Origin of the sequence: Streptomyces sp. FH025, assembly GCF_017427025.1 — a bacterium.
Classification (GTDB): Bacteria; Actinomycetota; Actinomycetes; order Streptomycetales; family Streptomycetaceae; genus Kitasatospora.
Window position 1 is genome coordinate 1 of record NZ_JAFLNG010000149.1, and the last position, 13,125, is coordinate 13,125.

Sequence of the window (13,125 nt, forward strand, 5' to 3'; positions counted from 1 at the left end):
GATCACGCCTCTCAGGTGGTGTGGGTGAAGCCCTGGACGAGCCAGGTCACGGCGTAGACGACGGGGTCGGCCCAGCCGATGCGGTCGAGGTAGATGCCGAGGGTGCCGACCAGGAAGACGTGCCAGGTGCGCAGTTCGCCGGAGCGGACCAGGAGGTAGGTGACGAGGGCCAGGACGGCAGTCAGGACGAGAACGGCGCCCATCAGACGTAGACCCCTTCGTTCGGCTCCTCCGTGTGAAGACCGGGCCAGGACGGAGCCAGCCGGGCGTACTTCCTCGCCACTCGACGTGCCTGCTCGGGCGTGACATGGATGGACCGGGCCCGGATCCACCGGCCGTCGGCGCCAACCGTGATGGCGACGCCCTGCTCAGCCGTGGTGATCTGCTGAGCGGCAGCCAGGGCGTCCTTGTCGAGATCGCCGAGCGCCATCTCCGCCGTCCCGGCATCGTTCACCCGGTGGCAGACCCGGCCGGCCAACTGCGCCCGCAAGGCGGTCACCCCGGGCCCGAGGTCCGAGCCGACCCGTTGCCCCGTGACCACCAGGTGGACGCCCAGAGCGGCCCCGAGCTGGGCGAGCCGGAGCAGGTTGGTGGAGATCTCCCCCACCTCCGCCTTGTCGTCCCTGGTCGCCACCAGGTAAAGCTCCGCGACCTCGTCCACGATGACGACGACGGGCATCTTGCGGAGCTGCTCCGGCAGGTCCCAGACGGAACGGGCCCCGACCGAGCGGCACAACTGCATCCGGGCTTCAGTCTCCGCGACCAACTCCGCGAGCAGGTGGGCAGCTTCCGCCCGGGTGGCTGCCAGGGCCGACAGCCGGTCCTCGAACAGGGACAGTTCCATGCCACCCTTGAGGTCGATACCGAACAGGGCGACGCGTTGCGGGGCGAGTTCCTTCACCAGCGCGGCAATGAGGGTGGACTTCCCGGAGCGGGTCGCACCGACGATCAGCCAGTGCGGCACCCGCCGCAGGTCGATCGTCCAGGCCCGGCCGTCCTCCAGCAGCCCGACCACCGCCCGCAAGAGCCGCTCCTTCAACCGGTAAGGCACCACGGGCGTGATCAGGGGGTCCCAGGCGAGCGCCGAGAGGGTGACGAACCCCCGCTCGTCCGCGACCAGCCGCACGGCGTGCACCCGCCAGGCGTGGGTGAACGCGTCCAGGGCTTCGGCAAAGTGCTCGGGCACCTGCCCGGGGTGAAGCCGCACCCTCACGTCGACGCCGCCACGCCGGTACTTCGCCACGCCCAGACGGGGCGGAGTCGGCCGCAGCGGATCCCCGCGGACCATCAAGTCCCCGACTCGGGCCGACCCAGGACGCTTGGCCACGGCGAGACCGAGGTTCGTGGTCAGACGCCGCCACGTCACCCGGACGCGGATCACCGCAGCCGGATAGCCGAGCAGGTACCACCAGACATAGGGGTAGGTGCGCCGCAACACCGGGGCCATGCTGAGCCCGATCAGCACCGCCGCCAGCATCACCACCCACAGCAACTGGAGGACGATCACGGCCGTCCCCCGTTCTCCATCGCCGTGTTGTGGGCCACGGTCTCCTGGTCACGGGCACCACCCGCGGCCTTCGTGGCGACGATGGCGATGTGGTCGAAGAGCTGGGCCCCCTCGTCGTCCCGCCCGAACGGGTCAACCTCCTCGGCCAGGTCCCCGAGCTCGCGGAGCAGTCCCCGCAGCTTCACGCGGGTCGCGCTGCTCATCAGGCGTCGCCGCCCTTGCGCGAGGCCGCTGGCGCGGTGACCGGAACCGGGGCGATGGCCTCGGCCCGGAAGGACAGGCCGTGCCGGTCCCCCATCGCCCACGAGAAGGCGGTCAGGCCGGTGACGTGCACCCGCACGCCCTCCACGACGCCGACCGGTTCGCCCGACACGCTGATCTCGATGATCGAGGCCCGCCGGCCGTCCTGCCGGACCGCAACGCCGACCGTGTAGACCGTCTGCCCCTCCCGGTCCTTCCTCACCTCCCCGGTTTCGCGGTTCGCGATCCGAACTTCGGGGGCGACGATGCAGGTCATCGTGCCGAGCCGGGTTCCGTCCACGGGAATGGACTGCATGAGCGCACACTCCTCCGACACCAGAGGCCGCATGACGTCAGTCGTCAAACGTACTTACCTTTGGCGCTTCGATGATGCTCCTCCTTGACGCCCCGACGCAAGCGATTCATGCTTACGTTTAACGGCTAGCAACTGACGACAGACCTAGAGATGCCGCCCGACCAGGGCAAACGGCCACACACGAACCCTCGAAAACGACACGACACACGCGAAGCGGGCCCGTCCCCCGGCGTCCGCACCAAGGGGTCAACACCATGGCGATCATTCGGAACGAGGCACTGCACAAGCAGGTGGCGGCGGCGATGCGACAGTCGATCGCCACCGGCGAGTGGCCGCCCGGCACTCAGCTGCCCACCGAAACCGATCTAGCCGAGACCTACGGCGTCTCCCGCCCGACCGTCAGGCTTGCCGTCGCCGCCCTCCGCAGCGAGGGCCAGTTGGACGTGAAGCAAGGCCGCGGCACCTTCGTCCGCGCCGCCGTCCACGGCCCGAGCGCCAGCCTGGAGCGAACCATCGCCACCCAGGGCGACACCTTCTCAACGCCCTTCGACGCCTGGTTCGACCACGCCGAGGAGCCCACGGTCTACCGGACCCGCACCGACGCCATCACCGCGCCGCTACTGGAGATGGACCAGGACGAGCTGATGCTCGGCTGCGACCGCCTGCTCGCCAACCCCATCGGCGCCGGCCGCGCCCTCCACCGCCTCCTGCTCCCCATGGAACGCATCGAGGCCACCCCACTCGCCCAACAGCCCGCCGCCACCCCGACCGAGGCCTACACGGCGCTCGCCACCGCCGGCCACAACCTCACCTGGCACGAGCGGGTCAGCGCCCGGGTCCCCCAGCCGGACGAGCGCGAAGCCCTCCAACTCTCCGAAGCCGCCGTCCTCCTGATCGCGCACCGCATCACCTGCGACCAGGCCACCGGCCTCCCCCTCATCCTGGAGGAGACCCGTCTCGGCGCCGAAACCACCGCCCTCACCTACGCCATCGACGCCCACAAGCCCAAGCGCGCCAAGGCCTCCCGCTAATACCCCCGAACATGCCGAAGCCCCCACGTCCACACCGGGCGCGGGGGCTGTCGCAACTCCTCTTCACTTACTCAAGGGGCGCGCACAGCGCGCCGGCGCGCGGCCTTGCCGCTCGCCGCCGCTCCTGTCTCCGCCCCGCGCCGGCGGCGGCCGGCCGCGCCCACCGCAACGTGCGGCCCAGCGAGCGCCGAGGTCAGTACCCGTCGTGGCTGAGGCCGGGCGGCTCCGCGGTTTTACCCACCTCCCCGGACCGGGACCCGCGTCGAGCAAGACCGGGGGCCACTCGGCCAAACTGCGGTCAGGCCCAAAAGCCCTGACCGAGTCGCAGCAGCTTATGGCCCCCCGATCATGCCCGACCCCAGACCAGACAGGACACCGGCCAAAACCGCTCCACCGCCCTCATATTCATTACCTGGCACAGTGAGTCGGCTTCAGCGCCTGCCAGACACCTGGCCAGTCAGCCACTGGAACCACGCCACCTACCCGTTCCTGAGGAAAAGAACCCAGGGGCGCCAGTTAGAAAACTCTCCACCCTTGACTAGGAATTGCCACCTTTAGCGGCCAACCTATTACGCTTCTCGTGTTCACCGAGAGCATCATAAATACTCATAAGCAATTCGGCAACATCCTCCCCCTGGTCAAGGGCGGACTCAAGAGCGGGCACCGCGCGGTTCAAATTCCTCTTACGGGCATGGAGTTTACCGATATGGAAATAGGCGTGCGAGCTTCCACCTTCTGCCGCCCGCTCGTACAGGCGAATGGCCTCTTTATGTTTACCCGAGCGCTCCATAAGGTAGCCCAAGCAGACTGCAGCGGCCATATCACCAAGTTCCACGCCGCGCCTGTACCAGAACCTAGCAGCTTTTGCATTCCCCATCGACTCCTGGATGAGCCCCATCTCAGAGTATGAGTCGACGCTGCCAGCCTCGATTGCTTTATTGCACCACGAAAGCGCCTCTCGGGTATTCCGGGCCCTTCGGAACCTTCCTGCCAGGGCATACATCGCATGGGAGTCTCCAGCGGATGCAGCCTCGCGCAGGAGAATCATCGCTTCCGATTCCCTGCCTTGCCGGGAAATCAGGACGGCGAGGTTTGTCTTGGCGGAAATTGAGCCCGACTCGATGCAACTTCTATAGAAATCCTCTGCTTCACTCTCCCGCCCAGTCTCCCCGAGAATAATGGCGAGATTAAATGCAGCCCGACTATCCTTCTGAGAAACCGCACGAAGAATGCGCTCTGCATCCTCAAGGCGCCTCGCTCGGTAAAGCAGCGTTGCTAGATTATTTCGAGCCCGGGCAAATCCATGCAGGGTTGCGATTTCATAAGACTCTTCCGCAGAATCGACGTCACCTCGCTCTTCGTGAAGCCGGCCGAGGTAGAAGTAAGCCTCGTTGTTGCCATCGAGGACGGCTGCGTTGAGCCAATCCCAGGCCGTGTCATAGCTACCCTGGTCTAGCTTAAGCCGCCCAAGTATCATCTTGGCCATGGAGGGCCGAGTCTCCAACAATCCTTCAAAGAAGTCCTCGGCTGCAATCCAATTCTTTTCCTCTACATAGAGGCTGGCTAGGTGGTGTGCTGAGGCATGATCGCCCTTCGATGCCCCGGTGCGAAGAATCTCTAGCGCCTCAGTGGGCCGACCGTTTTGCTGAAGTGTGATTGCAAGGTTGGCGTGAGCAAGAAGATTCCCCTGAGATATTGCCCTACGGAACCAATACTCTGCTTCTTCTGGCTCGCCTCGCTGTGTCGCAAAGTACCCGAGATGGAACGACCCTTCACCCATCCCCGCATCTGCACTCAGAGCGTAAGCTTTTTCGGCAATTTCAACCCGCCCAAACTCCTCGGCTTTATGGCCGATAAAGTGAAGAGCTTTTGGAGGGAGCGTCTCTATGGCATACTCCCAGATAAAATCTGGCGGACGAGGAGAATTATGTTCACGTGAAATTGCATCTGGAAGATAATCAAACGCCACGTACGCATCATCGCCGTCTGGGATCAGGAGGCTGCTGGTAGCGTGCAGCGGTTGGGTCGCCCAGTGAAATGCGTCTTGAGTCGACTCGGGCCTAAGTCTGGCACCTCCGCGCTGCTTGAGATATTCGTCGTGAATTCCCAGCAGAACTTGACGAGGAATTGGCCATCCAATTCCAATCCTCCTGAAATCCACTGCTGCCGCAACGAGGGAAGCGCCACGGGGGTTCAGGCCCGGGGCCCAAGCAGATCTCCAGTCAAGCATCAGCTGAGGGCCTGCGGCTAGATATTCAGCGATGCCGACTTCGCTGCTATGCCGCACCGCGTCCTTGAGTCGAGGGTCATCGACCCCTCTCACTCTCGCAATCTCCTGCTCGCTCCACCTTCGATCCAAATAAATGACGTGCGATCTGGAGATTACGCCACGGGAGTTCCTGAGAGACGCTTGGAGCTGGCTATTTTGACCTGGCATCATCCGAGGCGAAACCAGAGAGAGCTGTTCGGCGCGTATAGTGCCAATTACTACAGCGCCCGCTTGAAGTGCCGCATCGATCATTTCGCCAGTAACAGCAGGGGGTGAGAGGAATCTTTCTAGGTCATCAAGCCAGATGGTCAGATTCCCTTTTTCGAGATGTGCCATACCGCGTGCGAGGTCGCCGCCATCCTGTGGGCGATATAGAAAGCGATCCCCAAACCTTGATATTAGCGCCTCGTAGGCACAGCGCGACTTACCGGCCGTTGAATCGCCGGTAAGCAAAACAAATGATCCGGGGCGCAGGAGTGATGCCAGATCGAAATCTATATCTCGCTCGACATACGGGGGAACCCGGTCTCCATTTAGGCTAGGTGCGGGGTGCACACCCCAGGCGATGGGGTCGCTGCAATCTCTTACTCTTGGGAGACTTGAGAGCGCCGTGCCCCTGGCAGCATCAACTATGCCAGTATTCGGTTCTTGATCACGGCTCGCAAAATAGATCTGAACGCCATGGCTCTGTTGAAATGCGGCGCCGTGATCGTGAGCGGAAGCATGCTGTGCCGGGCGCTCCTCCCGGTAATCGTCGCTCACTTTGATCCGTAGATCTGGGTTCCCGACCCTTGCTGGAATATCACCCCATGGTCACGCGCAACTGCATTCTGTTCTACTGAAGCCGAGCTGAAAATTGGGCGCATGGGATCTGCCAACAAGCTCGCGATTTCTGCCCTCAGGGTTTCATCCTCACGGAGCGCTCGCTTGATCTGATGGCGAAGAGCAGCAACAGCATCAGACTCCTCGCTATCGTTCGCTGCATCCTCAAGAGCAACCTCGAATGCAGCCTGACTGGTGGCGCTACTCCGCCGCCAGATAGACCGCAAGATCCGACGTCCAAAGTTGGCTGTAGCGTCTACTGCCGCGCCTTCGGCCCGTGTGAGCACCGATCCGCCGTACGCACTCAGGGCTGCAGTGACGTATGGACCCGCCTGCGTCACCAACTCCGCGATCTCGGTACTCACCGCACGCTCCCTCCCTGGTCGTGTAACGAGTTACAGCCTAGAGGCAAGAACGCCCAGGAGTGGTGCGCTTGGACATGTCCAAGCCGGGACGTCCATGCGACGAGATGTCTGCGCCACCGTCAGGCCAAGCGATCTCGAATGCTGGATGCTAGGCAGAGGAGTCCCGTGAGACTCGTCCACCCTTCTGGAACGCCCTCAAGGCGGACCAGCGCCCCGCCCTGAGCATCGGTGTCGGCGATCGCCCGAAGTTGCGAGCGGTCCACACCGCACGCCGCCAGGAGGGAGTTCACCTCGTCCGCCGTTCGTCTCGCGACCCGCCAGCCGGCCAGTCGACGCCTGGCAGCCACACCCACGAGTCAGGGTCGAGGCTCGCCGCCAACTCCGCACCGAAGTCGTCGTCCTCGTCCAACTGTCCTTCAACTCCCCTGGTCAAGAACCGAACCGGCCATCCGTGCACAGACATGCCGAGGAGCCCGATACCATCGGCACCGGGTTCCGACCCACCGGACCACCCCTGTTCCCGCCAAGGTCTCGGGGTGGTCCGGCACGTCTTCTGTTGTCCCTGATCAGGTCACGCGCGGCCGCGCTTCGGCTCCTCGCTGCCGAAGATCCGGCTGAACAGTTCCGCCTCGCTCAGACCGGCCAGCGGGTCCTCAACTCCGGTCTCCTCGCGCCAGATACGACGCATCAGCTGCGCTCGCTGCCCCGCGGCGTAACCCGGCTCGTCGCACCACGCCATCACGTCACGGTGTGCGGTTCGACGCCCCGGCGAGACGGCGCGCACCGGCCAGGAGAACTGGCCGTCCAGCAGCCACCAGGTCGAGACGTGGTCCCGCCAGGCCCTCAGCCGCCGGGTCACTGCGGCGCCCCGGGGCCGGCGGGATAGAGGCGGACCACGGTCGGCGTCAGGTCGAGGAAGGCAAGGGCCCGCACCTCCCCGTGCGTCGCAAGCCGGTGCCCCACCGACGGCACCGCCGACGGTCCGAACAACTCGGCGAAATAGCCGTGCTGGTCGGGGCTGAGCGGCAAGGCGCCCAACGTGGCCAGCAGCGCAGCCATCGCGTCCGGCAGCCTGTTGAAGCGCGCGGGCGCCGTCACGCCTCGGACTTCCGCGATCACCGGGAACGGGTACGGCGTTCCCGCCGAGGCCGTGTGCACGGTGTCGGTCATGCCTGCCCTCTCTTCCGTGAGTTGCGCTTGGCCGCCGATCCGTTCGGCGTCCCTTCCACGACTTCCAGTTCCACGCGCACCCGGAAGGGCCAGCCGCCGACCCGCTTCACCTCGCCCACGTACTCCGCCGAGCCCGCGTACGGCCTGTGCGCGTCCCACGTCCACTTCAAGTACTCGCGGATCGGCGTGATCACCTGGTCGAGGGTCTTCGGCCAGTCGATGGGGGTCGCGAGCTCCACCACCTCCAGCAGCAAGACCAGCGACTCCGCGTGCTTCAACGCGCTCTCGGCCGTGGACAGCAGCTCGGCATGGTCCATCTCCGCCAGCGGCACCCCGGCGCGCACCCGCTCCATGGCCCAGTAGGCCTCATCGACCCGCCATTGCCCCAAGCTGAGGGCAATGTGCGGAAACCGGTCGGCGGGGCGCGCAGGAGCGCCCATGCCCGCATCGACGGGAAGCCCCATCACCCGGACACCTCCCCCGCACGGCGCGGGTGCCACGCGTGGACACGAACCGTCCGGCCGTTCACCACGATGACCCGGGTCACCGCCCTCAGCAGCCCCGCACCGCAGTAGAAACACCGGGTCTCCGTCGACCCGGGCGCCCGCTTGCTCACGACGCACCGCCTCCCGGGCCCACAAGCGCCCAAACGATCTTCCCGATACCTTCCGGGCGAGGCACGAAGCCCCACTCCACGCACAGGGCTTCCACCAGGCACAGCCCCCGCCCCGACTCGGCGTCCACTCCAGCGGACCGCCGGATCACCGGCTTCTCGCTGCTCGCGTCGTGCACCTCCAACCGAAGGTGATCGACCACCATCTCGAAGCGGACGTAGATCCGCCGCCCCTTGGACACCCTGGCGTGCTTCACCGCGTTGCTCACCAACTCGTCGAGCACCACCGCGGCGTCGTGCGCGAGGACACCCCCGCCCGGCACCCGGGCCGCGAACCTGCTCGGCTCCCGCCACGCGCTCGACGCGGTGACCCGGCACGTCCAGCTGCTCGACCGCATCCAGCAGAACGCCGCTGGCCGCGCCCGGGGCGAGCTCCTCATCATCGGCGCCCGTACCGCGGAGTTCCTGGGCTGGTTGAACCAGGATCTCGGGGACTTCGACCAAGCCCTCTTCTGGTCGGACCGCGCCATGGAATGGGCGCAGGAGGCGGGCGATGACGTCATGGCCGCCTACGTGCTCTTCCGGAAGAGCAACCAGGCCACCGCCCGACGCGATGCCCAGAAGGCCATCAGCCTCGCCCGCGCCGCGCAACGAGCCGCCGGTGCCACCCTTCGCATCCGCGCGCTGGCCGCCCAGCAGGAGGCCCAGGGCCACACCCTCACGGGCAACCAACGCTTCGCCCAGGCCAAGTTCGACGAGGCCCACGAACTCGCCGCCGAGCCAGACGACTCCCACGCAGACGATGCCCTCGATCTGGCGTACTGCACGCCGACGTACATCGAGATGCAGCGCGCGAACTGCCTGCTCGAACTGGGCGATCCGCGAACAGCCGTGGACCTGTTCGAGGCCGAGCTCCAGATCCTGCCATCCATCTACCGCAACGACCAGGGCGTCTACCTCTCCCGGCTGGCCCGCGCCTACGCGGTGTCCGGCGAGCCGGAGCAGGCGGCCGCAGCCGCCGACCGGGCACTGTCGATCGCCATCGACACCGAGTCCGCCCGGGCCATGTCCGAACTGTCCGCAGCAGGCAAGGCTCTCCACCAATGGAGGGCCGTACCCGAAGTCGCCACGTTCACCGGCCGCTTGACCCTGATGAGTGGTGGATCCCCTCTCGACCGCCGTTGACGTGATGAGAGAGGCTGGGCCCATGGACGCACTGATCACGGCCGCCACCTCCGCAGACGAACGCCGGCGCGGCGCCAAGGTCGCCGTGCTGCCGGTCGGCAGCTTCGAGCAGCACGGCGACCACCTGCCCCTGACCACCGACACCGTCGTCGCCAGCCTGATCGCCCAGCGGATCGCCGCCGACTACGACCTGTTCCTCCTGCCGCCCATCACGTTGTCCTGCTCCCACGAGCACGCCCACATGCCGGGCACCGTCAGCATCAGCGCCTCAACGCTCTACGCCGTGATCAACGACACATGGAAGTCGCTCCAGGCCTCCGGCGTCCCCGGCCTGCTGATCGTGAACGGACACGGCGGGAACTACGTCCTCTCCAACGTGGTTCAGGAGGCCAACACCGAGGGCCCGCGCGTCGCCCTCTTCCCGGTCCGCGAGGACTGGCACCAGGCCCGCGAAGCCGCCGCCCTGGAGAGCAGCGGCACCGAGGACATGCACGGCGGCGAGCTGGAGGTGTCCCTCCTCCTCCACGGCGCCCCCCACCTCGTCCGCGACGGCATCGAGGCCGACGACCACGACGCCCCGGAGCGCCCCCACCTCCTCACCGTGGGCATGGCTGGCTACACCCAGAACGGCATCATCGGCCGCCCGTCCCTCGGCACGGCCGAGAAGGGCAGGGCCATCCTGGAGAGCCTGTCCGAGTCGGCCGCCGCCCACCTGTCACTCATAGGAAGTAGCTAACAGCTGCCGATCGCCACTCGAAAGGTGGGCGATCCCGCCAAGGCACTGGATGGTCCTGTCAGCGGTAGCCGTTAGCGTGCGGCGCAGCCGAAGGACAGTGATCAAGGAAAGGTGTTGCGTGGGCGGCAATGAATGGGCAGCGACCGGGCCCTATCAGGAGGATCTTGAAGCGGCCTTTCGTCAGGCGCAGGCTCAGGAGTTGGCGGCGGACGACCACGGCTTCCCGGGGCAGAGCATCACGGAGTTGTGGAGGGACGAAGCCTGGCAGGAGTACATCCTGACCGGAGGGACCTGCACGGTGCTCGACTTCTACGCACTGATCGACGCCGAAGCCGGCGACGACATCGCCATGATGCGGCCGTTGACCGAGAACGAGATCCTCAGCTGGGCTCTCGACGGCCGACCAACACGTGAGCAATGGGAGACCTCGATACGCCAGCTACTGGACCCGGTCGGCCGAGGAATCGGCCGGTGCACGGTGCTGTACCGACACGACGAACCGGTCGAGATCGCGTACTGGGGCTGTTCCGCGGACTAACCCCGTCGGCCCCGCCCCTGCCCTGCCCACCGCGATGGCGGGGGCAACCGCACACACAGAAGCCCTCCCCGGAAAATCCAGGGAGGGCTCTACGCGTGGCCTCAGGGCCTCAGACCCACTCGATCGAGGACTCGATGCCCGGGGCACTCCGGGCGGCGGGCAGAGGGGTCCTCCGGCCGCCTTGCCGGGCCTCCCGGGAGGGGCCGGAAGACCCGTCCGGGGCGGAGCTCATGCCGAGCGCGCCCAGGACGAGCTCCCGCTCACTCTCCGAGAGGCTGTGAAGTAGGTCACACAGCTCGCTCGCCGTGTCACCCCCGCCACCGTGCATTCCTACTGGCCAGGGCCGTTGACGACCGTCAGCGGAAGCAGCTTCTTGCCCGTCGGGCCGATTTGTATGGCCGTGTCCATCTGCGGGCAGACGCCGCAGTCGAAGCACGGGGTCCAGCGGCAGTCGTCGACCTCGACCTCTTCGAGGGCGTCCTGCCAGTCCTCCCACAGCCAGTCCTTGTCGAGGCCGCTGTCCAGGTGGTCCCAGGGCAGCACCTCCTCGTAGGAGCGCTCGCGGGTGGTGTACCAGTCGACGTCGACGCCGGTGCCGGCCAGGCCCTTCTCGGCGCAGGCCATCCAGCGGTCGTACGAGAAGTACTCGCGCCAGCCGTCGAAGCGGCCGCCGTCCTCGTAGACGGCGCGGATGATCGCGCCGACCCGGCGGTCGCCGCGGGAGAGCAGGCCCTCGACGATGCCGGGCTTGCCGTCGTGGTAGCGGTAGCCGATGTTCTTGCCGTACTTGCGGTCGCCGCGGATCGAGTCGCGCAGCTTGGCCAGGCGGGCGTCGGTGGCCTCGGCGGACAGCTGCGGGGCCCACTGGAACGGGGTGTGCGGCTTGGGCACGAACCCGCCGATGGAGACGGTGCAGCGGATGTCGTTCTGGCCGGTGACCTCGCGGCCCTTCTGGATGACGTTCTTGGCCATCTCGCCGATCTGGAGCACGTCCTCGTCGGTCTCGGTGGGCAGGCCGCACATGAAGTACAGCTTCACCTGGCGCCAGCCGTTGCCGTACGCGGTGGCGACGGTGCGGATGAGGTCCTCCTCCGACACCATCTTGTTGATCACCTTGCGCATGCGCTCGCTGCCGCCCTCGGGGGCGAAGGTGAGGCCCGAGCGGCGCCCGTTGCGGGACAGCTCGTTGGCGAGGTCGATGTTGAAGGCGTCGACACGGGTGGACGGCAGCGACAGGCCGATCTTGTCCTCGGTGTAGCGGTCGGCCAGCCCCTTGGCGATGTCGCCGATCTCGGTGTGGTCGGCGCTGGACAGCGACAGCAGGCCGACCTCCTCGAAGCCGGTCGCCTTCAGCCCGCGCTCGACCATCTCGCCGATGCCGGTGATGCTTCGCTCCCGCACGGGGCGCGTGATCATGCCGGCCTGGCAGAAGCGGCAGCCGCGGGTGCAGCCGCGGAAGATCTCCACGGACATCCGCTCGTGCACCGTCTCCGCGAGCGGGACCAGCGGCTGCTTCGGGTACGGCCACTCGTCCAGGTCCATCACGGTGTGCTTGGACACCCGCCACGGCACGCCCGGGGCGTTCGGCACGACGCGGCCGATCCGGCCGTCGGCCAGGTACTCCACGTCGTAGAACTTCGGCACGTACACCCCGCCGGTGCGCGCCAGGCGCAGCAGCAGTTCGTCGCGTCCGCCGGGGCGGCCCTCGGCCTTCCAGGCGCGGATGATCTCGGTGATGTCGAGGACGGCCTGCTCGCCGTCGCCGATCACCGCGCAGTCCAGGAAGTCCGCGATCGGCTCCGGGTTGAAGGCCGCGTGGCCGCCGGCGAGGACGATCGGGTCCTCGTCGGTGCGGTCCTTGGCCTCCAGCGGGATGCCGGCCAGGTCGAGCGCGGTCAGCATGTTGGTGTAGCCGAGCTCGGTGGAGAAGGACAGGCCGAACACGTCGAAGGCCTTCACCGGCCGGTGGGCGTCCACCGTGAACTGGGGGACGTCGTGCTCGCGCATCAGCGCTTCGAGGTCCGGCCAGACGCTGTAGGTGCGCTCGGCGAGGACGCCCTCGCGCTCGTTGAGCACCTCGTAGAGGATCATGACGCCCTGGTTGGGCAGCCCGACCTCGTAGGCGTCGGGGTACATCAGTGCCCAGCGGACGTCGCAGGCGTCCCAGTCCTTGACGGTCGAGTTGAGCTCGCCGCCGACGTACTGGATCGGCTTCTGGACGTGCGGGAGGAGGGCCTCCAGGCGTGGGAAGACCGATTCGACAGTCATGTACTAGGAACCCTTACGACGTGATTCGGTGCCGCGAGTCGGCAACGGGAGGGGTGACCCTCAAG

The 13,125-nt window shown here is 66.5% G+C and carries 15 protein-coding genes; 4 read left to right on the top strand and 11 right to left on the bottom strand.

Translation table 11 applies throughout. The annotated features are described in order from the left end of the window. Positions 1-11 precede the first annotated feature (11 nt). From J0670_RS13535 to J0670_RS13550, 4 genes are read right to left on the bottom strand one after another with little or no spacing between them, the layout of a single operon-like run. The gene (locus J0670_RS13535) at positions 12-203 is read right to left on the bottom strand and encodes a hypothetical protein (RefSeq protein ID WP_207811786.1); all 192 of its coding nucleotides are present in this window, start codon (positions 201-203) and stop codon (positions 12-14) included. Further along, a complete protein-coding gene (locus J0670_RS13540) occupies positions 203-1,507 on the bottom strand; it encodes an FtsK/SpoIIIE domain-containing protein (RefSeq protein WP_307806509.1) in 1,305 nt (434 codons plus the stop codon). Before J0670_RS13540 ends, J0670_RS13535 begins: the two co-directional genes overlap by 1 nt. Then, positions 1,504-1,710: a hypothetical protein gene (locus J0670_RS13545; protein WP_207811787.1), complete on the bottom strand. Its 207-nt coding sequence runs from the start codon at positions 1,708-1,710 to the stop codon at positions 1,504-1,506. The genes J0670_RS13540 and J0670_RS13545 overlap by 4 nt, the downstream gene beginning before the upstream one ends. After that, positions 1,710-2,063 carry a hypothetical protein gene (locus J0670_RS13550; protein WP_207811788.1) on the bottom strand — a complete coding sequence of 118 codons (354 nt, stop codon included), beginning with the start codon at positions 2,061-2,063 and terminating at the stop codon, positions 1,710-1,712. The genes J0670_RS13545 and J0670_RS13550 overlap by 1 nt, the downstream gene beginning before the upstream one ends. A gap of 254 nt (positions 2,064-2,317) precedes the next feature. On the opposite strand from J0670_RS13550, the gene J0670_RS39890 reads away from it, so the two are divergent. Next, positions 2,318-3,094 (top strand): GntR family transcriptional regulator, encoded by a 777-nt coding sequence (locus J0670_RS39890; protein WP_207811789.1) that lies wholly within the window; start codon positions 2,318-2,320, stop codon positions 3,092-3,094. 538 nt (positions 3,095-3,632) lie between these two features. Here J0670_RS39890 and J0670_RS13560 read toward each other — a convergent pair. The 6 genes from J0670_RS13560 to J0670_RS40545 form a co-directional block, all read right to left on the bottom strand. Next, positions 3,633-5,699, bottom strand: a complete 2,067-nt coding sequence (locus J0670_RS13560) for a tetratricopeptide repeat protein (RefSeq protein ID WP_207811790.1) — start codon at positions 5,697-5,699, stop codon at positions 3,633-3,635. Positions 5,700-6,121: 422 nt separating this feature from the next. Further along, complete coding sequence (locus J0670_RS13565; RefSeq protein ID WP_207811791.1) at positions 6,122-6,550, bottom strand: hypothetical protein; 429 nt, start codon at positions 6,548-6,550, stop codon at positions 6,122-6,124. Between the two features lie 571 nt (positions 6,551-7,121). Then, entirely contained in the window at positions 7,122-7,409 is a 288-nt protein-coding gene (locus J0670_RS13570; protein WP_207811792.1) for a hypothetical protein, read from the bottom strand. Then, positions 7,406-7,720, bottom strand: a complete 315-nt coding sequence (locus tag J0670_RS13575; protein ID WP_207811793.1) for a hypothetical protein — start codon at positions 7,718-7,720, stop codon at positions 7,406-7,408. The genes J0670_RS13570 and J0670_RS13575 overlap by 4 nt, the downstream gene beginning before the upstream one ends. Further along, the gene (locus J0670_RS13580) at positions 7,717-8,184 is read right to left on the bottom strand and encodes a hypothetical protein (protein ID WP_207811794.1); all 468 of its coding nucleotides are present in this window, start codon (positions 8,182-8,184) and stop codon (positions 7,717-7,719) included. The genes J0670_RS13575 and J0670_RS13580 overlap by 4 nt, the downstream gene beginning before the upstream one ends. 148 nt (positions 8,185-8,332) lie before the next feature. Continuing rightward, on the bottom strand, positions 8,333-8,656 hold the full coding sequence (locus J0670_RS40545) for an ATP-binding protein (protein ID WP_374223100.1): 324 nt from the start codon (positions 8,654-8,656) through the stop codon (positions 8,333-8,335). On the opposite strand from J0670_RS40545, the gene J0670_RS13585 reads away from it, so the two are divergent. The 3 genes from J0670_RS13585 to J0670_RS13595 all read left to right on the top strand — a co-directional run bounded on the left by J0670_RS13585 (position 8,568) and on the right by J0670_RS13595 (position 10,792). Beyond that, positions 8,568-9,518 (top strand): hypothetical protein, encoded by a 951-nt coding sequence (locus tag J0670_RS13585; RefSeq protein WP_207811795.1) that lies wholly within the window; start codon positions 8,568-8,570, stop codon positions 9,516-9,518. The genes J0670_RS40545 and J0670_RS13585 overlap by 89 nt on opposite strands. Before the next feature lie 22 nt (positions 9,519-9,540). Then, positions 9,541-10,254, top strand: coding sequence for a creatininase family protein (locus tag J0670_RS13590; RefSeq protein ID WP_207811796.1), 714 nt, complete (start codon positions 9,541-9,543; stop codon positions 10,252-10,254). A 118-nt stretch (positions 10,255-10,372) separates the two neighbouring features. Then, positions 10,373-10,792: a hypothetical protein gene (locus J0670_RS13595; RefSeq protein ID WP_207811797.1), complete on the top strand. Its 420-nt coding sequence runs from the start codon at positions 10,373-10,375 to the stop codon at positions 10,790-10,792. A 330-nt stretch (positions 10,793-11,122) separates the two neighbouring features. Here the strand turns inward: J0670_RS13595 and J0670_RS13600 are convergent, their stop codons facing one another. Then, complete coding sequence (locus J0670_RS13600) at positions 11,123-13,060, bottom strand: TIGR03960 family B12-binding radical SAM protein (RefSeq protein WP_207811798.1); 1,938 nt, start codon at positions 13,058-13,060, stop codon at positions 11,123-11,125. Positions 13,061-13,125: the final 65 nt, after the last annotated feature.